The 22,105-nt window shown below is 56.1% G+C and carries 19 protein-coding genes; 13 read left to right on the plus strand and 6 right to left on the minus strand.

Annotation, left to right across the window (positions count from 1 at the left end):
- The first annotated feature begins 4 nt into the window (after positions 1-4).
- Genes AB6729_RS13425 through moaC form a run of 7 tightly spaced genes read left to right on the plus strand, consistent with a single transcriptional unit; the run spans position 5 to position 5,892 of the window.
- A complete protein-coding gene (locus tag AB6729_RS13425) occupies positions 5-277 on the plus strand; it encodes an oxidative damage protection protein (RefSeq protein WP_371082130.1) in 273 nt (90 codons plus the stop codon).
- Positions 278-1,366, plus strand: coding sequence for a uroporphyrinogen decarboxylase (hemE, locus tag AB6729_RS13430; RefSeq protein ID WP_371082131.1), 1,089 nt, complete (start codon positions 278-280; stop codon positions 1,364-1,366).
- On the plus strand, positions 1,363-2,592 hold the full coding sequence (gene hemH, locus AB6729_RS13435) for a ferrochelatase (protein WP_371082132.1): 1,230 nt from the start codon (positions 1,363-1,365) through the stop codon (positions 2,590-2,592). The genes hemE and hemH overlap by 4 nt, the downstream gene beginning before the upstream one ends.
- Before the next feature lie 2 nt (positions 2,593-2,594).
- Positions 2,595-3,959: a protoporphyrinogen oxidase gene (gene hemG, locus AB6729_RS13440; protein WP_371082133.1), complete on the plus strand. Its 1,365-nt coding sequence runs from the start codon at positions 2,595-2,597 to the stop codon at positions 3,957-3,959.
- A 10-nt stretch (positions 3,960-3,969) separates the two neighbouring features.
- Positions 3,970-5,193: a gephyrin-like molybdotransferase Glp gene (gene glp / locus AB6729_RS13445; protein ID WP_371082134.1), complete on the plus strand. Its 1,224-nt coding sequence runs from the start codon at positions 3,970-3,972 to the stop codon at positions 5,191-5,193.
- A gap of 10 nt (positions 5,194-5,203) precedes the next feature.
- Entirely contained in the window at positions 5,204-5,401 is a 198-nt protein-coding gene (locus AB6729_RS13450) for a hypothetical protein (RefSeq protein WP_371082135.1), read from the plus strand.
- Complete coding sequence (gene moaC / locus AB6729_RS13455; RefSeq protein WP_371082136.1) at positions 5,398-5,892, plus strand: cyclic pyranopterin monophosphate synthase MoaC; 495 nt, start codon at positions 5,398-5,400, stop codon at positions 5,890-5,892. The genes AB6729_RS13450 and moaC overlap by 4 nt, the downstream gene beginning before the upstream one ends.
- A 5-nt stretch (positions 5,893-5,897) precedes the next feature.
- Here the strand turns inward: moaC and AB6729_RS13460 are convergent, their stop codons facing one another.
- Positions 5,898-7,622, minus strand: coding sequence for a winged helix-turn-helix domain-containing tetratricopeptide repeat protein (locus tag AB6729_RS13460; protein ID WP_371082137.1), 1,725 nt, complete (start codon positions 7,620-7,622; stop codon positions 5,898-5,900).
- A 135-nt stretch (positions 7,623-7,757) separates the two neighbouring features.
- Between AB6729_RS13460 and AB6729_RS13465 the strand changes: the two genes are divergently transcribed.
- The 4 genes from AB6729_RS13465 (at position 7,758) to rfbC (ending at position 10,803) form a co-directional block, all read left to right on the plus strand.
- Positions 7,758-8,303: an SgcJ/EcaC family oxidoreductase gene (locus tag AB6729_RS13465; protein WP_371082138.1), complete on the plus strand. Its 546-nt coding sequence runs from the start codon at positions 7,758-7,760 to the stop codon at positions 8,301-8,303.
- A 315-nt stretch (positions 8,304-8,618) separates the two neighbouring features.
- The gene (locus AB6729_RS13470) at positions 8,619-9,086 is read left to right on the plus strand and encodes a hypothetical protein (RefSeq protein ID WP_371082139.1); all 468 of its coding nucleotides are present in this window, start codon (positions 8,619-8,621) and stop codon (positions 9,084-9,086) included.
- A 139-nt stretch (positions 9,087-9,225) separates the two neighbouring features.
- Positions 9,226-9,963, plus strand: coding sequence for a sugar transferase (locus AB6729_RS13475; protein WP_371082140.1), 738 nt, complete (start codon positions 9,226-9,228; stop codon positions 9,961-9,963).
- Positions 9,964-10,230: 267 nt separating this feature from the next.
- Complete coding sequence (gene rfbC, locus AB6729_RS13480) at positions 10,231-10,803, plus strand: dTDP-4-dehydrorhamnose 3,5-epimerase (RefSeq protein ID WP_371082141.1); 573 nt, start codon at positions 10,231-10,233, stop codon at positions 10,801-10,803.
- Here rfbC and rfbD read toward each other — a convergent pair.
- The 4 genes from rfbD to AB6729_RS13500 form a co-directional block, all read right to left on the minus strand.
- A complete protein-coding gene (gene rfbD, locus AB6729_RS13485; protein WP_371082142.1) occupies positions 10,776-11,702 on the minus strand; it encodes a dTDP-4-dehydrorhamnose reductase in 927 nt (308 codons plus the stop codon). The two genes, rfbC and rfbD, sit on opposite strands and share 28 nt — an antisense overlap.
- 1 nt (position 11,703) lies before the next feature.
- Positions 11,704-12,579: a glucose-1-phosphate thymidylyltransferase RfbA gene (gene rfbA, locus AB6729_RS13490; protein WP_371082143.1), complete on the minus strand. Its 876-nt coding sequence runs from the start codon at positions 12,577-12,579 to the stop codon at positions 11,704-11,706.
- Positions 12,576-13,667 carry a dTDP-glucose 4,6-dehydratase gene (gene rfbB / locus AB6729_RS13495; RefSeq protein ID WP_371082144.1) on the minus strand — a complete coding sequence of 364 codons (1,092 nt, stop codon included), beginning with the start codon at positions 13,665-13,667 and terminating at the stop codon, positions 12,576-12,578. Before rfbB ends, rfbA begins: the two co-directional genes overlap by 4 nt.
- 155 nt (positions 13,668-13,822) lie before the next feature.
- Positions 13,823-14,941, minus strand: coding sequence for a glycosyltransferase family 2 protein (locus tag AB6729_RS13500; protein ID WP_371082145.1), 1,119 nt, complete (start codon positions 14,939-14,941; stop codon positions 13,823-13,825).
- Positions 14,942-15,956: 1,015 nt separating this feature from the next.
- Between AB6729_RS13500 and AB6729_RS13505 the strand changes: the two genes are divergently transcribed.
- A complete protein-coding gene (locus AB6729_RS13505; RefSeq protein ID WP_371082146.1) occupies positions 15,957-17,426 on the plus strand; it encodes a capsule assembly Wzi family protein in 1,470 nt (489 codons plus the stop codon).
- Positions 17,427-17,498: 72 nt separating this feature from the next.
- On the opposite strand, the gene AB6729_RS13510 is transcribed toward AB6729_RS13505, so the two are convergent.
- Positions 17,499-20,267, minus strand: a complete 2,769-nt coding sequence (locus AB6729_RS13510; protein WP_371082147.1) for an SLBB domain-containing protein — start codon at positions 20,265-20,267, stop codon at positions 17,499-17,501.
- Between the two features lie 627 nt (positions 20,268-20,894).
- Here AB6729_RS13510 and AB6729_RS13515 point away from each other — a divergent pair.
- Positions 20,895-22,085 (plus strand): GumC family protein, encoded by a 1,191-nt coding sequence (locus tag AB6729_RS13515; protein WP_371082148.1) that lies wholly within the window; start codon positions 20,895-20,897, stop codon positions 22,083-22,085.
- Positions 22,086-22,105: the final 20 nt, after the last annotated feature.

Below are 22,105 nucleotides of genomic sequence, written 5' to 3' on the forward strand. Positions count from 1 at the left end.
ACACATGGCACACATGGTTTTCTGCTCAAAATACAAGCAGGAGCTGGAGGGGCTGGACGAGCCTCCCTTCGACTCCGACTTCGGCAACAAGGTTTACAACACCGTCAGCAAGAAGGCGTGGGGTGAGTGGATTGAACGTCAGAAGATGTTGCTGAACGAGTATCGTCTGCAGCCCTGGACTCCCCAGGCGCAGGAATTTCTGGTGGAGCAGATGAACGAGTTCTTCTACGGCTCCGGCGGCGAGCTTCCCAAGGAATACGTCGCCCCCACGGCGTAAATGGCAGACGTTTCTACAGTGATCGAATCGTCAAAACGTAGCGCGACAGATAGCCGTTTCGTACGCGCGTGTCTGCGTCAGCAGGTGGATCGTACGCCAGTCTGGTTCCTACGCCAGGCCGGGCGGTACATGCCGGAATACATGGCGGTGCGCCGGCAGCATTCGCTGCTGGATATCTGCCGCACGCCGGACATCGCTGCGGAGGTCACCATTACCGCTGCGGAACGGCTGGATGTGGACGCAGCCATCATCTTCGCGGACCTGCTGCTGCCGTTCACGCCTATGGGGCTGGACTTTGAGTTCGTGAATGGCGAAGGACCGGTGGTGCATAAGCCCATCCGCACGCGCGAACAGATTGAAGCTCTCCGTACTGACCGTGCGGAGGAGTTGATCTACGTTGCCAGGGCCATTGAAAAGGTGCGCAGCCACTTCGCGGTGCCGCGTGCCGATGGCGATCGTCTTGGTATCATCGGCTTCATCGGCGCGCCGTTCACGCTGGCCAGCTACATGATTGAAGGCGCTTCCTCGCGCAACTACATAGAGATGAAGCGCCTCATGTATGGCGATCCATCATCGTGGTCGCTGTTGATGGAAAAGCTGAACACAGTGCTTGCGGAATACGCCGCACAACAGGTGCAGGCAGGCGCGGATGTTATCCAGATTTTCGATAGCTGGGCCGGTGCGCTTGCCGTTAATGACTATCGCGACTTTGTATTGCCGTACACACGCGACCTGGTGCAGCGTGTAAAGGCGCTTGGCGTTCCAGTGATCTACTTTGGTGTGGATACGGCGTCGTTGCTTAGCACCATGAGAGAAACCGGCGCTGATGTACTGGGCCTTGATTGGCGCGTACCGTTGGATGAAGGCTGGCGACTTGCCGGTGAATCATGCGGTGTGCAGGGCAATCTTGATCCCATTGCACTGTTCGCTCCGCAGGATTTGCTGAAGCAGCGAGTGAAAGATGTTCTGGATAAGGCAGCGAATCGCCCCGGTCACATTTTCAACCTGGGACATGGCATTGTTCCTGGCACTCCGGTCGACAATGTCATCGCTGTCAGCAAATGGGTGAAGGAGCTGAGTGCGCGATGAGCCTGCGCGATCTTCCTTTCTTTCTCATCGGCCTGGCCAGCGAGAAGCTCAAACTGCAGGAGCAGATGGTCGCGCCTACCGTGGCGAAGGAAGCGCGCATTCTTGCACAGTACGAGATCAGCAATGCAGATCAGATTGCCGCAGCCATGGCCGCGCCTGCTGTTATGCAGCCTGAACCGGAGCAATTTGATGCCATCGTCCTTCTCGCGCACGGCACCCCCGATGTGCTGGGTGAGATGGACGAGTATCTGAAACTGGTCACCGGTGGCCGAGGTGTGCCGCCGCACGTGGTGCATGAGTTGCAGGAGCGTTACGCGGAGATCGGCTTAAAGGATGAGCCAACCGCGGAAGGTGCGCATCTGACGCGATGGACACTGCGCCAGGCCGAACTGCTGCGTGAGCGTACAGACATGCCAGTTTACGTTGGTATGCGTAATTGGAAGCCGTTCATCGCGGACACCGTGGCGCAGATGAAACAGGATGGCGTGAAAAAAGTGCGCGCCATCTGTCTTGCGCCGCAGAATTCGCGCACCAGTGTGGGCTTGTATCGTCGTGCGATGGAAACGGCGGCCGATGGTGCATTTGAGATTGATTTTGTTGCGGGATGGAGTGAGCACTCGCTGCTGATTCGCGCCTTCGCCGAACGCTTGCGCAAAGCATTGGAAGCGGCACCGCAGGGTAAGGAAACAGCCGTGCTGTTCACGGCGCATTCCGTTCCGTGCCGCACCATCCAGTCGAAGCCAAGCGAACATCATGGCATGTTGCTGAGCACAGAGGCGGACACGTATGCGATTGAGTGCAAAGCTACCGCAGCGCTCATTGCGAACGAGCTTAGCGAGCAGATCAATGAGAGTGATTGGTATTTCTGTTTCCAGTCGCAGGGCATGAGCGGGGGGCCGTGGATCGGGCCCAGTGTCGAGGACACGCTGAAAGCGCTGCGCGACGGCGGATATCAACACGTAATCCTTGATCCCATTGGATTCCTTTGCGACCACGTTGAGATTCTGTACGACATCGACATTGCCTTCCAGAAGACGGCAGCAGAACTCGGCATCACGCTATCGCGTCCGGAAAGCCTGAACGATTCACCCACGCTGCTCGGCGCTCTGGCTGACCTCGCGCGTCGTGGGACACGTAGCTTGCCCCGGTATCTTCGCAATACAACGGTAGTGCCTGCGGAAGTTGTGCAGACACTCGCACCTGTGGAAGAACGGGCGTCGGTGTAGGTATGAAGCGCATCGCCATTGTGGGAGGAGGTCTGGCAGGCCTGTCTGCTGCCTATGAACTCCAGCGCAACGGTTACGGCTTCACTCTCTTTGAACAAAGTCATCGGCTGGGTGGCATCGTCGATACGCTGCGGCAGGATGGCTTCGTGATTGAGCGTGGTCCGGATGGCTGGGTCACGGAGAAGCCGTGGGCACGTGAGCTTGCGATTGAACTTGGCCTGGAAGACGAACTTATCACTTCCAACGATCACGAACGCATCACGTGGATATTGCAGCAAGGTAAGCTGCTGCCTATGCCGGACAACATGCGCATGATGGTTCCTGAACATGTGGACACCATTCTGCATTCGCCGCTGTTCAGCGAGAATGCGCGCAACGCATACATTGCCGAAGAACAGCGCGCGGAAGAGTTGAAAGCCGCCGCCCCGGATCATGATGAATCTGTCGCCAGCTTCATCCAGCGCCACTTCGGTGAAGAGGTGTTGCGCGTCATTGGCGCGCCTTTGCTTGGTGGTGTGTTCGGTGGCGATGTGTACCAGCTCAGCGTGCGTGCGGTAATGCCAGCGTTTGTGCAGATGGAACGTGAGTATGGATCGTTGATCCGCGCGCTTGCTGCGAAGAGGGCACAACGCGGCAATCGGCCTGCTTCGCCTGTCTTTACTTCGCTCAAGACGGGAACAGGAACACTGGTGGAACGAATGGCAGAGACATTGCCGGATGCTTCCATCCGTTTGAATGCACAGGTAAAGCAGATTGAGCGCACTGGTCATGGATGGTCAATTGACGGTGAGTCGTTCGATCATTTGATGCTGGCGTTGCCGGTGCATCATGCAGCACGACTCATCGCTGCGACCGAGGCACGCATGGCGGAATTGATTGTGCAGCCGACGAGTTCCGCGGTCATTGTTGGCTTTGGTTATCTTCCAGGCAACGCACCTGTCACTCCTAAAGGATTCGGATTTCTGTCGCCGGAAGGCGAAGCGTGCACGTTATTGGCTGCGACATTTTCTGATCAGAAGTTCACGCATCGCGTGCCGGAAGGCGGTAAGAGTCTGCGTGCTTTCTTTGGTGGCAAAGAGGCAGAAGCTTTGCAGCAGGAAAGCGATGAAACCATCATCACTGCGGCGAGTCGCGAGATGGAGAAGGTATTGGGACCACTTCCGCAGCCTGCCATTGCATTTGCGCGTCGTATGCCGTGTTCACTGCCACAGTATGGTGTGGGACATGGCGAACGTATGGCGGAATTGCAGGAGCGCGTGCATGCGCTGGGTGCACTGCATCTTCTGGGCAATGGATATCGTGGTGTTGGCTTGCCAGACCTGATCCGCGATGGTCGTGCCGCCGCACGCGAACTGCTGGCATCCTGAGGACACTCGCATGGCATTGATCACCTGTCAGGAAGCACTCGATCTCGTCGCAACTCACATCGCCACGCTCTCGCCGCGTACAGACGTGGAGCGTGTGCCGCTGGAGCAGGCACTGGGACGCGTTCTTGCTGAGCCTATTTATGCCGACCGGGATCAACCGCCGTTTCCTCGCTCTGCACGTGATGGCTATGCCGTTCGCGCTGCAGATCATGGTGTGCGAAGACTCGTTGGCTCCGTCCGCGCAGGTGAAATATGGATGGGAGCGCCACTGGCCGAGGGAGAAACCATCGAAGTGATGACCGGCGCTCCGGCTCCGGATGGCGCGGATGCTGTCGTGATGCTGGAGCACGTGGAGGCCACTGCCGCCGAGGTTCGCATCTCTGGCAACCACCTGCCGCGTGCGGGTGACAATGTGGTTCCGCGTGGACAGGAAGCGCGCGCGGGCGATGTGCTGCTGCGCGCGGGTATCCGCCTTACTCCGGCAGAGATTGCTCTTGCAGCATCAGTTGGCGCTGCGGAATTGGACGTGTATACGCAGCCGGTGGCTGCAGTGTTGGCGACGGGCGATGAACTGGTGGCTGTCAACCGGACCCCCGCGCCGCACCAGATCCGCGACAGCAATTCACATGTATTGGCGGCCCTGGTGTCGCAGCATGGCGGTGTGCCGCGATTGTTACCACCTGCGCTGGATACCCGCGAATCACTTCTGGAACACATTACTACAGCACGAGACGCGAGGCTGTTGCTGTTAAGTGGTGGCGTTTCCGCAGGCAAGTACGACCTGGTGGAAGATGTGCTGCTGTCGCTGGGCGCGGAGTTCTACTTCACGGGTGTTCTCATTCAGCCGGGCAAGCCGGTTGTCTTCGGGCGTCTGCCTGCGACAGACACCCACTCGGAGCAGTGGATCTTCGGTCTGCCGGGCAATCCGGTGTCCACGCTGGTAACGGCGCTGCTGTTTGCTATGCCGATGTTGCAGGCGTTGGGCGGTGAGTTGTCACCGCAGCCGCGATTCGTGCAGGCGACACTGGCAGCCGCAGTGAAGGTGCGTCCCGGACTGACGCGTTTTGTAGCTGCGAAGCTTTCTTCCTCACTTCATGCAGTAAAAGTGGAAGCCGTGGGCTCGCATGGTTCGGGTGACCTGGCCGGCAATGCTCGCGCTGACGGCTATATCGTGGTCCCGCCGGATGTGGAATCCCTTGCTCCGGGCGCTACCGTGACCGTGCTGCTGCGGTAGGCTCATACACATGACGAAGACCGCACGCCTGGGCAAACTGTTGATTGGGGCTGCCGTGATTGTGCCTGCGTTGGCGGTGGCCGGGCTGATCGTGGAAAGCCACTACCTGCTGATCCATATTGAGCAGCGACAATTGCTGAAGTGGCTGGCGCTGGATGCGGGCGTGCTGATATTGGGATTGATGCTGAGTCGCGGAGAAGACCTGTGAGCAAGCTATCGCACTACAACGACGCAGGCGAAGCGCACATGGTGGACGTGAGCGACAAGAAGCCCACGCGCCGAGAAGCGGTTGCCGAAGCCTTCGTGGAACTGAATGCCGACGTCCTCGCCGCCCTACCGCAAAACCCCAAGGGTAATCCACTGGAAGTGGCGCGATTTGCGGGTATAACCGCTGCCAAGAAGACGGCGGATCTGATTCCTATGTGCCATCCGCTGCCGTTGTCCTTCGTGGATGTGGAGGCGACTATCGTGCATCCCGCGGCGTTGCTGAAGACCGGTGGGGGAGTGCGCATCCGAGCCACCGCAGCGACGGTTGCCGGAACTGGCGTGGAGATGGAGGCGATGACCGCTGCGGCCGTTGCCGCGCTCACGATCTACGACATGACGAAAGCGCTGGATAAGGGCATCCGCATCCGCGAGGTGGTTCTCCTAAGCAAAAAAGGCGGCAAGAGCGGAGATTACGTTCGTTCTGAGGGGTAAGCCGGTTACAGATTTGGTAGACCGGCGCGCAGGAGGATGGAACCGAAATGGCCCGAATCCCGCAGCGGCTGCCAGCGGGATTCGACAGCGAGGAAGATGAGGCGAAGGTCACGTTCCTCGAAGGCTTGATCGATGAGTTGAAGAGCTGCGGAATGGTTGCCGAGGCCAAGTTGAGCGAGGGCCAGGTGGACAGGCGAAGCGAAGGCCGAGATGCGTTGATGCTCCAGCGCTGCGAGGTCGGCGAGAGCGGCTTCGCGATGGTCGGCGCTTGCGAGCGTATAAGCGCGGAAGGCTAAGGGTTCGGTGTTGCCGGAGGAAAAGCTGAGAGCCCTGGAGAAGGACTCAATGGCAGCCTGTGGCTGTTCGAGTAAACCGAGAGTCTTGCCGCGCATGAGATGCGCAACCCAGAACTGCGGAGCAAGCTCAAGAATTCGGTTGAGTGGCGAAAGCGCCTGTTCGAACCTGCCTGCGTTGTAGAGGAAGTGGCCGATATGGGTGTTGACGATCGGTGAGAGCGGATCGAGATGCCGGGCACGGTGAATGGCGGCGATGGCCTGATCGTGCTGCTGCAGGATGGAGTAGACGTGAGCGAGGAACATGGCCCCGTTGCTATCGGAGGGATTGAGCAGCTCAATCTGCTGGAAATGATGGACAGCGAGTTGCCAGTTGCGCCAGTACCAGAATTGAACGAGTCCAAGAGCCATATGAGCCTCAGGCTGCGCCTGAGAACCCGTTTGAATAGCGAGTGCCTGCTCGGCGAATTGCTGAGCGAGAGGAAAACAGTCGGAGGGACGGGCGTTGGAGGTAATGGGCAGTATGGCGTAGCAGGACGCAAGACCTGCGTAAGCCGGGGCGCATGCAGGATCCAAAGTGAGGGCCTGTCGGAAATAACCGATGGCCGCCTCGATGGTGGGGCGTGTGCGTTGGACCCAGAGGTGACGAGCGCGGAGGAGAAGGTCATGGACTTCGGGGTCGAGTACGGGTGAGGGCGCAGGAGTATCGCTGAGTCGGGTTTGGACGGCGTGTGCAGTGGCGAGTGCAATCTCGGACTGAAACTGGAAGAGATCAGTGAGATTTCGCTCGAAGGTCTGTGTCCAGAGAGCAGTGCTATCGGAGGCGCGGAGGAGCTTGACGGCAATACGAACACGGTTGCCGTCACGGCGAACGGAACCCTCGATGAGGTAATCGACAGCGAGGTCCCGGGCTATGGTTTCGATGGGAAGGCTGGCGCCTTTGAAGCGCATGACCGAGGTGCGGGCGATGATGCCAAGTCGAGAGCCGAAGAGGCGAGCCATCGTGGCAATGAGTTCTTCGGTGAGGCCATCTGAGAAGTAGTCTTCAGCAGGATCGGGGTTGAGGTTGGCGAGCGGGAGGACAGCGAGGCGCTGAACCACCTCAGGCACAGCCAGCGCCGTGGCCGAAGCTGGTGGGAGATTGAGTCGATAACCGCGACCGGAGACAGTGAGGACGAGGGTATGGTCGCCGAGAGCGCGACGTATTTTCTTGATGGCAGTATAGAGAGCTGATTCTCCGTCGACAAACACTCCTTCGCCCCAGACATGCGCGAGAGCCTCGTCATGGGTGACGAGGGCGCCATTGCGCTCAGCGAGAAGAAAGAGGAGCTCCAGGGGTTTGGGGTCGAGACGAACGGGTGTATCGCCGCGACGGAGAGAGAAGGTGCTGCGGTCGAGCTCGAAGTCGAGGAAGCGGATGCTTGCAGAGCTGGTCATCGGGATTCCTGCTGCTCCACAGGGGATGCGGTCGATTCAGGAAATATACAGCTATTGGTCAGGACTTCTGTAGCAGCGAATCTCAGTATAGGTCTCGACGGTGACACACCGGTTCGAGATTCACCTGCAAAGGAGATGGCAATGCAACAGAAAAGGATATGGACGATAGCGATGGCAGGAGTGCTGACGATGACAATGGCGGGCATCGAGGGTTGTGGAAGCAATGTCGTGAAGGCACAGGAGGCGGATCCGACGGCGACGCTGATGGGTATCGCGACCGGATTGGAGACGGCGTGGAACCAGGGTAACGGAACAGCGTATGCATCCTACTTTACGGACGATGCGGACTTCATCAATATCCGTGGGGATATCTTTGCCGGAAGCAAACAGATTGCGCAGGTACACGGGATGATCCTGGCAGGCCCGTTCAAGGGCAGCCATATCGCGATCACGATGAGAACACTGAAGGTTCTGGCACCGGGCGTGGCAATGCTGGACACCGACCAGACGGTTACGGATTTTCCGGCTCTGCCAGCAGGTGTGGTGTCGACGGCTCCAGGAACGCTGGTGACGCATTTTAAATACATGGCAATAAAACAGGCGGATGGAAGTTGGAAGCTAATCTCCGGACAGAACACTTCGGAACTGCCAGGGCGGACAGTATTGCCGCCGGTTGTTTGACGGAAGGCCATTGGCGCACGATCACAGCTAGTCCCAAAAAGGCACAATGTGTAGCATCCGCACGTTTTTGTAGGACGAGGTGGATACACGCGAATTACAATAACCTCACGGCGCAGACTGTTGAGATGGGATGGACTGCAAACGTTTGCGACCGGTGTTTTTCTGGATCATGATGGCGTCATCAAGGAGAAGCACGTTATTTTGTAGGCCTGAAAATTGCCACGTTACGGATGGTCCCTACTGCTAAAGATGCGCAGAAGCTTGGTACGGGGCGATAGCCGAGGCATATATTCAGAGGCAGATTTTCATCTTCTTATGGACGATATCCAAACAGAATTGGCAAATCATGGAACGCAATTGGATGCCATCTATTTTTCCTCCTTCCATCCAGAGCATGGGGGAGGCGAGTATCGCCCCGACATGGACTGCCCTGAGCCTGCATCTGAAATGATCCTAAGGGTGGCAGAGCATCCCCTTGATCTCCAGCAAACTGTTCCGAGCGACCGCTGTGCTGATATCGCCGGCGAGGTCGCCGCTGGCACCCGCCCTGTTCTTTTTGGTGAAACGGAAACTGATTCCTGTCAGAACAATGTCCATTCACAAATAAATTTGCCCCTTGCGATAGGGGCATCTCTTCGACAACAGGGCATTCCCCGATCGAGGCTTTCCTGCCTGCTGCAAGAACCTTCAAGCATGTATACAAAAGTGGTAAAGCAGCAGGTATCCCTCTTGACGGAACATATAGCCCTTTTATTTCAGGCGATGCCGAGTTATATATATTGAGGTTTAATGAAGAGTTGTTTGGAAGCTGGGAATATCTTCCTCGCGTACTGAGTGAGTGACTGTGTTGTGATGTTGCAATTGTCTGCCTATTGCGGTATTGAAGGAACTCATGAATAGCGAACCGGAAGTCAGGAAGTGAATGCAATCTGAAGAACACATCTCAGCAGTGGTTCCAGTGCTTGGCAGCTTCAGCGCGCCGGATCTTGCAACCGTTTCGGGAAGGGAATTTGAGTGGTCTTTCGTTCCCTCGCCGTCAACATCGTTCGCGTACAGTAGGGTGAAGCGGCTTCTCGACGTTGTATTTGTCCTAGCAGCAGTCCCACTATGGTTGCCGTTGTGCATAGTGCTGTCTCTGCTGGTGCGCCTCACTTCGTCAGGGCCCGTCTTCTATTCCCACCGTCGAATCGGCCATCATGGTGCCTTCTTTTCCATGTGGAAGTTCCGTACCATGTGTGTCAACTCCGCCCAGGTGCTGGAACAGCATCTGGCCACACACCCGGAAGACCGTGCAGAATGGGCCGCCACGCACAAACTGAAGAATGACCCTCGCGTCACCCGACTCGGGCGCTTTCTTCGACAGACTTCTCTGGACGAGCTTCCGCAACTCTGGGATGTCCTCACAGGCCGGATGTCTCTGGTCGGTCCCCGACCGATTGTTGCTGCAGAGGCAGAGAAGTACGGTACCGACCTGGCGTACTATCTTGCCGTGGTGCCGGGGATCACTGGCCTGTGGCAAACCTCGGGCCGTTCTACCCTATCCTACGATGAACGAGTTGCTCTGGATCGCCGCTACGTGGAGGAATGGTCCTTGCAAATGGATCTTCTTCTTCTGCTGCGTACGGTGAACAAAGTTGCCAATTCAGAAGGCGCTTATTAAACCAATCACTTTTGGTGTTTGTGCGGCCTCCCAGGAGGCCGCATGCTGTTTTTAGTGGCCCTTGTGTCCTCGCACCTGAATGTTTCTTGCAGCTCTGCAGTTATGGTGCACGGTGTCGAGGGTAATTCGCCACGGCTTAAGCCACAAACGGTAGAATCGAATAAGGCTGGCTTCGGCCCGATGATTGCCAGCAGCGCTGTTGCTGGTCACGTTAATGGATGTGGGCAATCTCGGCAGCACCGTGGCACTGAATGGAGTTTTTAACGCGTGCAGGTTTTTGATACGTCTTTGTCTGAAGTGAAGCTGGTGCGTCCCATGGTGCATGGAGACGACCGCGGCTGGTTTGCCGAGCTTTTTAGTACGCGTTCTTTTGCCGAACACGGTTTGCCGACCAAGTTTGTACAGGACAATCAGTCCTATTCGCGACGGGGTGTGCTGCGCGGATTGCACTTCCAGCTTGGGAATGAGCAAGGCAAGCTGGTGCGTGCGGCTGCCGGACACATTTGGGATGTGGCAGTTGATTTACGCCCCAATTCGCCACAGTTTGGCAAGTGGGCTGGTTTCCATCTGACAGGGGATGTGCTCGAGTATCTCTGGATCCCTGAGGGATTTGGGCACGGTTTTGTCGTTCTATCGGAAACGGCAAGCGTGATGTACAAGGTCACGAACCTGTATGACCCCAAAGCGGAGCGCGCTGTGCGTTGGGATGATCCCACGCTGGGGATTCAATGGCCGCTGGAAGGCCTTGAGCCGCAGTTATCCGCGCGCGATGTTGTGGCTCCCCGGATAGAGGATGCTGAGCTACCCAGCCCTTACAAAGAGCCTGCTGTACGTAGCTGATCGTATTCGCGGCTGACGGCCGCCAGTGATTCGCGCCACTCCGGCATCTGGAAGCCGAGCTTTGTTGCGAGCAGAGAACAGTTCATGCGCGAGTTTACGGGACGCCTGGCTGGGGTGGGATAGGCTTCGGTTGGCACCGGATGCAGCGTTGCGAATGTTACGTCCGACTGATGGTGCGAGGCCAGTCGAAGGATCTCTTCGGCAAAACCGAACCACGTTGTTTCTCCGCCGCTGCAGGCGTGATAACAGCCCTGAAGGTATCGCACCGCAGCTTCCGCATTCTCACCTGCCTTGTCGATGACGTGCAAGGCTAGACGCGCCAGATCGCGTGCCCACGTGGGCGCACCAAACTGATCCGCGACAATGTTCATCGATTCGCGCTCGGATGCTACACGCAGGATGGTACGGAAGAAGTTTTTGCCGGTTGCACCGTAGACCCAGCTTGTTCGAAAGATCACATATGCTGCGCCGCTCTGCGCGAGCATCTGCTCGCCCCGAAGCTTCGTACGGCCGTAGACGCTTAAAGGGTTGGTGGCATCACTTTCCATCCACGGCTTCGTCCCGTTGCCGGCGAAGACATAGTCCGTTGAAAAGTGGATGACCGGAATGTGCAGCGCGGCAGCTTCCTCCCCGAGAATGCCCGGGGCGATGGCGTTGATGGTCTCAGCGAGTTCGACTTCTGATTCGGCTTTATCGACTGCGGTGTACGCTGCGGCGTTGATGATCCACGAAGGCCGATGCTTGCGTATGTACGAGCGAATTTCACCCGGCGACGCAAGGTTCATCTCTGCGCTGGTTGGCGCGAGTATGGGCTGATTGCGTAGACGCAACAGGTTGGCGATTTCACCGCCTACTTGCCCCGACGCGCCCGTGACGAGAATGGGCGAAGGCGCGGTCACGTTAATAAAACCGCTCTTTCAAGATGCGACGGAGGTAGACGGCATAGGAACTCTTGCCGATCTTCTGTGCCAGCTCTTCCAGTTGTTCGCTGGAGATCCAGCCTTTACGCCATGCGATCTCTTCCGGGCATGCGACTTTGAGACCCTGTCGGTGCTCAATCGCGTGGATAAAGTTGGAGGCTTCCAACAGCGAATCGTGCGTGCCTGTATCGAGCCACGCGATGCCGCGACCGAGAATCTCAACCTGAAGCTGGTCTTTGTTGAGATACCAACAATTGACATCGGTGATCTCAAGTTCGCCGCGTGACGAGGGTGTGATGCTCTCTGCCACTTCCACGATCTGCGAATCGTAGAAGTAGAGTCCGGTTACGGCGTAATTCGATTTTGGTTCTGCGGGCTTCTCCTGCAGAGAAAGAGCACGCCGTTGCTCATCGAACTCAACCACGCCGTAACGCTCCGGGTCGCTGACCGGGTAGGCAAAGACAGTGGCGCCTTGTTTGCGGCGCGATGCCGCTAACAGAGTCGCCTGCATGTCATGCCCAAAGAAGAGATTGTCGCCCAGAACAAGGCAGCAGCCATCGCCAGCGAGGAAATCGCGCCCAATCAGGAATGCCTGCGCAAGACCATCAGGAGAAGGCTGGACTGCATACTGAATCGAAATGCCCCACTGCGAACCATCTCCAAGAAGGTGCTCAAAACGAGGCGTGTCCATCGGCGTGGAGATTAACAGGATCTCCTGGATGCCGGCCAGCATAAGGGTCGACAGCGGATAGTAAACCATCGGCTTGTCGTATACGGGAAGAAGTTGCTTGGAGACAGGCAGCGTTACGGGGTGAAGGCGTGTTCCGGAGCCTCCGGCAAGAATGATTCCCTTCACTTCTGCACCTCACGAGCCGAGTAATTCTGCTCGATCCAGTTTCTATAGTCGCCGCTCGTCACTCCGTGCACCCACTCCTGATTTGCGAGGTACCACTCTACCGTTTTTCTTAGACCACTTTCAAAACTTTCCTGGGGTAACCAACCGAGTTCCGTCTCAATTTTGGTCGCATCGATGGCATAGCGTCGATCATGGCCAGGACGATCCTGAACATATGTGATGAGCTTGCTGTGCGGCACATGGATCGAGTTAGGAAGAAGCTCGTCCAACAATGCGCAAACGGTCTTCACGACATCGATATTGGTCCGCTGATTGCAGCCGCCGACGTTATATGTCTCGCCCACTTTGCCGCGTTCCAAAACGGCACGAATGGCCGAACAATGATCCCTGACAAAGAGCCAGTCGCGAACCTGCAGTCCATCGCCATAAACAGGCAGAGGCCTGCCAGCCATAGCGTTATGGATGATGAGCGGGATCAACTTTTCCGGAAAATGGTACGGGCCATAGTTGTTCGAGCAGTTCGTCACCGTTGTCGGTAGGCCGTAGGTGTGGTGCCATGCGCGGACGAGATGATCGCTGGCTGCCTTGGACGCAGCATAGGGACTGTTCGGCGCGTACGGTGTCGTCTCTGAGAATGCGGGGGCGTCTGGCTCGAGCGTTCCATATACCTCATCCGTGGAGATGTGGTGGAAGCGGAACGTATCTCGTTCGTCACCTGTGAGAGTTTCGTAAAACTCACGCGCTGCGTTCAGCAATTGAAATGTGCCACCGATATTGGTGTCGAAAAATACCTGGGGGCCAAGAATCGAGCGGTCGACGTGGCTTTCTGCGGCGAAGTGAATGACGGCGCGAAAGCGGTGTTCTGCAAAGAGGCGCTTGAGCAGGTCAGCATCACAGATGTCGCCGTGAACGAACGTGTAGTTGGGGTTTTCCTTCAGCGACTCAAGCGTCAGCGGGTTGCCTGCGTAGGTTAGCTTGTCGAGATTGACGAGGGGAGTTCCAACTACATCAAACCAATCAAGTACAAAGTTGGCACCGATAAAGCCCGCACCACCTGTCACCAGTACGGGGGCCTTCTGGAAATTCATATCCACCATCGTATATGACGGCAAACGGAATTGTGATCTCGTAGGAGGGATCAGGCAATGGCTGCACGGTAGCTCATCAACCAGACGAAGTTGCTCATTTCATGTGCCCGCAGGTCAAGCCAAAAAAGGTGATGCAATGAACGCCCGCGCCAACCTTAAGAGTGGTTCCAATAGGACCGCTGGCCAGTCAGCCTTAGCTTAAGGGAGAGAGGCAGTCGGGCTTCCATTCGACCAAGCTTATACCCAAGAAATTTCGCAAAGGTGAGCGTTGCTGCCCGGGGTATAGCCAAAGGGTCGTGTTCGCGCAGGTAATTGAACTCCGAGATGACAAACTTGCGGCCTTCACCACCTGCTCCACCAAAGGTTTCAATGAGCCATGGAGTGCGGGCGTGGTAAACGCCTGTGTCAAAGTAGCGAGACAGTACCTGGGAGAAGTTGAAGTCGTGAGAATGAACGACTTTGGCATCACTGCGGTAGACCGTTTTCCAGCCGCTCGACAGCAGTTGCGCTGCCATGGTCGCGTCTTCTCCAATGATGACTTCGGGATTGAAGCCGCCGACAGAATCAAAGGCATCGCGCCGGTACGCAGCGAAGCTATTTGAGAAAAACGCTACGCGAAAGCCTACCCGCTCGCGATCTTCGTAGACCCGGACATAGCTTGTCTCTGGATAGTTGAACAGCCGACCGTGGCGCTCGATTGCTCCCGCTTCCGGTCGGGGAAGCTGTCTCCCGAAGGCCGCTCCCACGGCTGCATCATCAAACGCGCTGATCAGGTTGCTCACCGAGTGGGCATCTGCCAACATAGCGTCCTGGGTCATAAACACCAGAATTTTTGCCTGCGGAACGAAGCTGGCGGCGAACTGCCTGCTCTTTCCATGGCGGAAGTCTCGCGCCAGAATGCTTTCCACCTGGAAGCCAGCTGCGGTTGCTGTCTCACGAGTCCGATCTTTGGATTGAGAGTCCAGAACCAGGATCTGGTCTGGGGCCAGACCGGATGCCATTAGAGAATCTCTTAGTAGAGCAAACTCGGAGCCGGCGTTGTATGTGGGAATGATGACCGCGACGTCTTCCAGTTGGAAGCGATGCGGCTTGGAGGGGACATCGTCTGCAACCGCAATTGCTTCTGTTCGTTGAGATTTCTTGATCTGTGATGGAGTGAGAGCCGTTTCACGGTCTTCCTGTGCAAGAGCATCGAGCGACTTCCAGAACGATGATGTGTGCGATGCCACTATTGCCGTCTCCACTATTGGTAGCCCTTTCACTAAAGCCCCCATTTCTCACACCAAAGCTTGATGCTTGTTGAACGGTCGGCAAAAGTAAAGGTGCTGCTTAGTATCTTTCTTCCCTGATTGAAATTCAATCCAGAGGTTTGTCTTCAACTCGGCCGTGAGATTTCACTCAGGCACGCCAAGCTAATTCTAATCAATAACATTCCGCGAACGTTATTCAGCTTTGTGCGGAACCAAGATTGACAGACGAAAGACGGCAGGGTGATGACTTTTCGCGGCGGCGTGACCATTCTCAACTTGCCCCTTTTTGATGCACTGTTTTTAGACGCTCATTACACGGGGCGGCTCACTTTGGGTGCCAAATTGGTCAAGCGGTGCTCTGAGCAACAGATGTCCAGATTGTCGGTATCAGGTTGGAATATCTGCATTTAGGGCGTGATCCGCTCTCCGGCAGGCCTCTAAAGAGGTCAAACGTGCTCGATCGATCCAGTGGGGTGCAGGTAGAGAATGACGTAATGTGACGACGGACGAACGCCACGATGGCTTGTCTCATGAGGAATCCATCGTGGACATATCCTTAAGAAGAACGGGCCTTTAGACTTAAAATATGGTGCTCGGAGAATCAGTGACTCGCTGGCAATCGTTCCTTTCGTTTTGTTCTATAGCTGCTCTTCCTTTTGCGGTTCATTCACCTCTCTTTGCACAGGTGGCCTCACCGATTCCGAATTTACCTGCCAGCGCCACATCCGCCGCTGGAACATCGACTGTTTTTCAGCCCAATGTCGCGTTGTCCTTCATGCCTCCCGCTGCGTCGCGGCCTTATGCGGGGCGCCCGTATGTCTTTCAAAACGCCTTGCCCCCACGAGTTTCGGCTCCGCCGCAGGCAGTAGATAACTGGCGGGGCCCCTCACAGAGTTCTGATTTCACTACGACAGACCGTTTTGGCTCAACCAATGTACCCATGGATAGCTGGGTTTACCCGGCTTTGGAGCGCCTTGGAGCCATGGGATTCATCCCGTCACAAAACAGTTCCATTCGGCCATGGACCCGGATTGAGTGTATGCGTCAGATCCGCGAGGCTGAAGAAAGCCTGGACACCTACGGGGTGAAGGAGAGCATTAACACTGAGGCGAGACGAATCATGTCTGATCTGGAGAAGGAGTTTGACCGGGCTCCCGACAGAAGCGGGATTGTTCTTGAATCCGCCTATGTTCGTTACGGCACGATTGCCGGCCCGGCTCTCACAGATGGATTCCACTTCGGTCAGACGTGGTGGAACGATTATGGGCGTCCACTGGGGCGAGGAAGCAGCGGAATTGCAGGCTACTCCATACGTGCGACTCACCGCCGTTTCTTCTTCTATGACAGGCAGGAGATGCAGCAGACTCCGACTATCCCCGCGCTTACCGCGTCCCAGGCGCAACTGTTTAATACGATCGATAACATTCCGTTCGGAAGCCCTGTTATTCCAGCTCCGTTCCCGGTGACGCCTGCGATGCCTGCATATACGCGCCAACGCCCGCTTGAACTGTATGCGGGTGTAGCGTTTGGCGGGAATGCGCTGTCGTTTGGAAAGCAGGCGTTGTACTGGGGACCCACGACGATGGGACCATGGGCGTTCTCAAGCAACGCGGAGCCAACGTACAACCTGCGTTTTGTTGCGACCCGGCCACACCCATTTCCTCTTGTGCCGTGGCTAGGAACCTATCGATTTGACGTGGTTTTTGGAAAGCTCTCGGGACACAAGTACCCGGCACGGCCCTATTACAACGGGCAAAAGTTCGATATGACACTGGGAAGTAATCTGGAGGTCAGCTTTACTCGGTGGTCCATTCTTTGGGGTGTAGGCCATCCGATGACCTTAGGCTCGCTCGGGAGGAATTTTTTCAGCTCGAGTTCAACGGGTGCCACGTTCACATACGGTGACCGGACAGATCCGGGAGATCGCAAATCGGGCTTTGATATTCGGTATCGCGTTCCTGGCCTGCGCCGCCTAGTGACGATTTATGCGGATGCCTATGCCGATGATGAACTGAATCCCATTGCCGCTCCGCGGCGCGTTGCATGGGCGCCGGGTATCTACATTGCCCGACTGCCTTACCTGCCTCACATGGATTTTCGTTTCGAAGTCGCCAGTTCAGAAGAGATGAGCCAAGATGAAGGGGGTACCCGGTTCTTCTTGAACAACCAATATCGTGACGGGAATACAAACAAAGGGTTTCTGCTTGGGAATGCTGTGGGGCGGGATGGGAGAGCCTACGAAGGCCGTACCGGATATTGGTTTTCCGCCCGAACCAAGGTTGAGCTGGGATATCGCCAGAGGGTTATCAGCAGTTTGTTTCTACCTGGTGGCGGAACCACGAGCGATGCATTTTTGAATGCATCCTATGCCATTAATCGAGAATGGTCTGCGCAGGTCTTCGCCCAGTACGAACGCCATTTCATTCCCTCTCAGGCTCCTGGGTCCCAGCACAATGAGAGCGGATGGCTATCCATTACCTGGAATCCTAAGCTGCACTTTCCTCATTAACAGGAATGGCTACACGCTACAAAGGGTTGAACAGGAATCCGTTCTTCGCGATTCCTGTTCAACCCTTTTCGTTTACTTCAACACGTTGATTGCCGCGATACCCAGGCCGAATTGTCCGACGATTGTAGCTATGTCCACAAGGTTGCGGAGCAGCGGACGCTTGTCCACACGCTCTGGGACCACGATCGCGTCACCCGGAAAGATGTGTGTCGAATCAAAGCCGCCGGTGAAGAGGGCAGTGGAGAATTGACGGCTAACAATGGAACCGTCGGCGTGCAGGATGTAGCTGCGGCTTACGTCGCCGGTGCGGGTACTACCCCCCGCTTGGCGGATATAGTCTCTGGCACGCTTATGCCCATCGAATATGAACGAACTCTGTGTGTAGACCGACCCATAGACGTCAACGCTTTGTGGCCGCTGGGGAATGGTGAACGTGTCGCCGTCTTCCAACGGAAGTTCTGGGATGTCATCGATCGATGAGCTTTCAGGGCGGATATTGAGGACGATTCGCCCGCTGGCGCTTAGTTGGTGGAGACTTGCGGCGACCGTGCGGGCACCCTGCAGAGCAGTGATGTCTGCCAATTGATCCTGGGGACTCAGTGTGGTGTTGGCGGAGTTGGCCTCGGCGAGCTTGACGCGACGATCGAGATCGTCCGCATATTCTGCGAGGCGCCGTTGTTGCACGGCCTTGGTGGATTCGCGTGTGAACTGGGAACCGTACAGGTAAGCGTCTTTTGTAAGGCCACCTGAGCGCGCGACGAGTTGCCGCAAGGTTTCACCGGGAGTGACACTGTAGATGCCAGATGCGAGGAACTCTCCCTGGAGGCGGACGAATTTAGTCTGCTGCGATTGCGGAACTCGAATGTCGGCCTTGGAGAAGACGGTGACGATATCACCGGGCTGAAGTTCGAGGTTCTGCGAAGCTTCGCCGTCGATGACTGCACGGCCAAGGTTGAACGACAGCAGCTTCGTGGTGAGGTCGGTCTTGTCCAGACGCTGGATGACTGCGTAGGCCCAGTCGATCTCAGGCGCTGCCAGGACTACCGAGTTCTTGACAGGAAAACGCTGTGCCGTGCCGGTGACTGCCGAGCTGAACGATGTACCGGATGCGCTATTCAGAGGCGCATCGGAGCTTTGGGACGAAATATTTGCAGGGGACGACGATGTCCCGCGTTGGGTTCGGGCGGCGTTCTGCGCATTGCTGTCGGTGCGGCCAGTGGCAGCCGTGTTTGACGACTGAGCGAAATTCGGGTTGTCGGGGTTCAGCTCTCGCTGACGAGCCGTTGCCTGTGTCGATCCCTGTCCATTGAGCGGGTCGGATAAGTTGTCGCCGTAAACGTTGAGGTCGCTGTCACGGGCATTTGGCGATGCGATGGCCAAAGCCGCGCGCGGAGGCGAGATTCCTACCCCGTTGACTTGCGTGGCGGGGGCGTCGGGAGCATATCGGCGAACATCCGGGTTGGACTCGAGAATGGGGAGACCGAGCTTGTTACGCTGTGCCCAGTAATCACGTGTCAGCAACGCTTCCTTATCGGGAATGAGATCGCGGACGCGCATTCCAGGAAACCAGGTGAAGCGTCGAGGATCAGCGACATTGCCTCGCAGGGTAACGGCATCTTTGAAACGGTCTACGATTGGAGCTATTTCGAGAATGTCACCATCGGCAAGTGTGGTCGACATGCCAGTTGCATCGAGAGAGACGTCTTGAACGGAACGAGTGTCGTCGCTGCGGCGGATACGCTCCAGGCGGATATTCTTGTCCCGCGCCAGCGTGGCAAGACCACCTCCAAGAGCGAGGACATCCTTGACGGTGCTCTCATGATTGAGTTCGTAGAGCGCTGGCTGGTTCACGGTTCCAGCGAGAGCCACCATGGGGCCGACGGGCGGAATATAGACGACGTCACCGGAGATAAGAGGCACATCCTTGGACTTGTCTCCCTTGATGAGCAAGTCGTACAGATCGAGAGTTGTTATTGTCTCTTTCCCACGCTTCAGCTGAATGTTTCTCATGCTGCCAGCTGTGGTGGGACCTCCACTGGCGAAGATTGCGTTTACGAGCGTGCTTAAGGAACTTACGGTGTAACTGCCGGGCTGCTTTGCTTCGCCGACCACGAAAATCTGGATTGAACGCAGTTGGCCCATATTCACATTGAGGTCAAAGTTGTGAAAGACGCGGCTCACCTGCGAGCGCAGGAAGTCTGTGAGGTTCGCAAACGGCACACCGGAGACGTGCACGGTACCAATCTGCGGGATGTAGATGGCGCCAGAACGATCAACGGTAAAGTGTCCGTCGAGGGTTACCTGCCCCCACATGCGAATGAGCAATTCGTCCCCGGGGCCGATGACATAGTCTGGGGTGACCGGAATCCGGTTGACGGGCGCGAACGTTGTGGGGGTGTTGACGAAGAGATTGGCGCCGTAGATGGGCAGGACCTTGCCAACGGATGCAGCGACGAGACGCTGAAATTCGCTCAACTGAACAGGGGGCTCAGGCTGATTGCGGTTCACGATGCGACCATTTCGCTCGGTCAGCTGATCCTGGTTCTGTTGATTCTGAGTGGTCGACTGTTGAGTAGGGGTGAGGTCTGGAGCTCTCATCGTCTGGGTCTGATCTGAGCCAGATGAGCCGTCCATGGGAGTGTTTGTCTGCGAGCCGTTCTGAGTATTCTGCTGTGCTGCGGAGCCACTCTGGGATTGGTCAGATGTCTGCGGTGACGCTCCGGAAAACAGGCCGCCGCCGAGTTGCGCGTTGAATCCCGCAGCGGCTGCGATGGTTGGCACCGAAAAAGCAAAAATGGTAGAAAAAACTGCAACAAGGACTGCGGGGCGCTTCATAGACATTATTTATATTCTCTTCCGAGATTCCTTGAATTTCGGCCGTGTCGTCGGTTCTGCCATCACACGTCTGAAGTACAGTACACCGCCAGGACAGCCGCTTGCAGATCGTGTAACGGACACTGGTTCAGATACCATCAGAGATGCGGGCGCATTTTGCACCGATCGTGCGAGATATCTGACTTCGACGAGCCGGAGAGGTTTCCTGGCCTGTCCAGATGAGAGAGTCGATTGCGCCAATCTCCTGAACCATGTTCGCAGTAGCCCATATATTAAAGGATATCCCAGCGCCACATAGTACAGCAATTACTCCCGGCAAAGGTACCCTGTCAGGTCCTTGCGCACTGGCTTGGAGCCGGTACAATCAAATTTTATGAACCACGTAACGTCGCCTGTTGCTCGGTCTATAACGCAACCTCATGCCGGATTCAACGATGCCGGTCGAGCGCTTTCATAAGAGCCGACTTGTCGACCAAGCGTGGTATCTCGTTTATTGGACACTCCAGGGCAACGACCAGACGATCGAAAATCCATCGACAATCGCTTCGATCCTGTTACATGGGTGATTTGTCAGTAAAAGCGATTCGAAACAGTCAGATCCGTTCGTCAGACGGAAGTGCAGGCAGATAATTCATGATGGCTCAAGCTACACTCAATGAAAAACTGGAGAAGAGCTCAACCAGTGGTGAGGACCCAATTCAACCTGCGGCTGCTTCACCGGCTCCTGTAGATTTTTCGGCCATGCTGGCGACTCTAAAGCGGAGCAGGAAGACTATCTCAGGCATTGCTGGAGTGATCTTCCTTGCAACAACAGTCGCTGCATTTCTAATGCCGACCGAGTACTCTTCCGTTGCCTCGTTTGTTCCTCCCACAAGTAGTGCAAGCTCGGCTATGGCCGCATTGGCGAGTCAAGTCTCTTCCGCAGGAGGTGCTGCGGGAATGTTAAGCGGGTCGAAGGGACCTGGCGATCTTTATGCCGGCATTCTTCGCAGCCGCTCCATCGCCGACAAACTGATCACCCGCTTTGACCTCAAGAAGGTGTATCGGGTAAAGCATGACAGTGATGCGGTGAAACGTTTGGCTTCTAATACAACAATTACTGTTGGCCCAAAAGACACAATCATTGCGCTTACTGTGCAGGATCGGAGCCCGGAGCGGGCGAGAGACCTGGCAAATGCGTACCTGGATGCATTACGAGATGCAAACGGTCGCCTTGCACTTACCGAGTCGTCTCAGCGACGCCTTTTCTTTGATCAACAGCTTGCTCAAGAGAAGAACGCATTGGAAGATGCGGAAGTCGAGCTAAAGAAGATCGAAGAGGAATCCGGTCTTATCGCTCCCACGGGGCAAACTGCGCTACAAATTCAAACCATCGAAAAGATTCGAGCCGAAATCTCTGCCCGTCGAATTGAGCTTGCCAGCATGCGCCAGTCATCCACAGACCAGAATCCTGCAGTGGTGCGATTGAGCAGCATGATTTCCGAGTTGGAACGTCAACTCGCAAATCTTCAGCATGGTAGTAAAGGCGGTGATTCCGGCGCTATCCCTGTGTCAAAGACCCCTGAATTGCAACTGATGTATGTTCGCCGCGCGCGAGAAGTGAAATATCACGAGGCACTGTTCGAACTGATTGGTAAGCAGGATGAGATGGCACATATGGATGAAGCACGCGACGCACCGATGCTTCAAGTCTTGGACTCTGCGTCTTATCCTGATGTGAAATCCTGGCCGCCCCGAGCCTTGTTTATGATGGGGGGCCTCTTTGTGGGGCTTCTGAGCGGTTGCCTTTTCGTGCTGGGACGCGAGTACGTACAGAAATCTTGAGTTTCAAATCCAGTGCTATG

Source organism: Terriglobus sp. RCC_193 (assembly GCF_041355105.1).
Classification (GTDB): Bacteria; Acidobacteriota; Terriglobia; order Terriglobales; family Acidobacteriaceae; genus Terriglobus.

Excerpts from the sequence above, each read along its gene's own strand:
- glp (WP_371082134.1), top strand. The coding sequence starts at position 3,970 with ATGGCATTGATCACCTGTCAGGAAGCACTCGATCTCGTCGCAACTCAC.
- AB6729_RS13425 (WP_371082130.1), top strand. The coding sequence starts at position 5 with ATGGCACACATGGTTTTCTGCTCAAAATACAAGCAGGAGCTGGAGGGG.
- AB6729_RS13510 (WP_371082147.1), bottom strand. The coding sequence starts at position 20,267 with ATGTCTATGAAGCGCCCCGCAGTCCTTGTTGCAGTTTTTTCTACCATT.
- AB6729_RS13505 (WP_371082146.1), top strand. The coding sequence starts at position 15,957 with ATGCGTCAGATCCGCGAGGCTGAAGAAAGCCTGGACACCTACGGGGTG.
- AB6729_RS13460 (WP_371082137.1), bottom strand. The coding sequence starts at position 7,622 with ATGACCAGCTCTGCAAGCATCCGCTTCCTCGACTTCGAGCTCGACCGC.
- hemG (WP_371082133.1), top strand. The coding sequence starts at position 2,595 with ATGAAGCGCATCGCCATTGTGGGAGGAGGTCTGGCAGGCCTGTCTGCT.
- AB6729_RS13500 (WP_371082145.1), bottom strand. The coding sequence starts at position 14,941 with ATGGGGGCTTTAGTGAAAGGGCTACCAATAGTGGAGACGGCAATAGTG.
- hemE (WP_371082131.1), top strand. The coding sequence starts at position 278 with ATGGCAGACGTTTCTACAGTGATCGAATCGTCAAAACGTAGCGCGACA.
- AB6729_RS13465 (WP_371082138.1), top strand. The coding sequence starts at position 7,758 with ATGGCAATGCAACAGAAAAGGATATGGACGATAGCGATGGCAGGAGTG.
- AB6729_RS13470 (WP_371082139.1), top strand. The coding sequence starts at position 8,619 with ATGGACGATATCCAAACAGAATTGGCAAATCATGGAACGCAATTGGAT.
- AB6729_RS13475 (WP_371082140.1), top strand. The coding sequence starts at position 9,226 with ATGCAATCTGAAGAACACATCTCAGCAGTGGTTCCAGTGCTTGGCAGC.
- hemH (WP_371082132.1), top strand. The coding sequence starts at position 1,363 with ATGAGCCTGCGCGATCTTCCTTTCTTTCTCATCGGCCTGGCCAGCGAG.
- AB6729_RS13450 (WP_371082135.1), top strand. The coding sequence starts at position 5,204 with ATGACGAAGACCGCACGCCTGGGCAAACTGTTGATTGGGGCTGCCGTG.
- AB6729_RS13515 (WP_371082148.1), top strand. The coding sequence starts at position 20,895 with ATGATGGCTCAAGCTACACTCAATGAAAAACTGGAGAAGAGCTCAACC.
- rfbB (WP_371082144.1), bottom strand. The coding sequence starts at position 13,667 with ATGAATTTCCAGAAGGCCCCCGTACTGGTGACAGGTGGTGCGGGCTTT.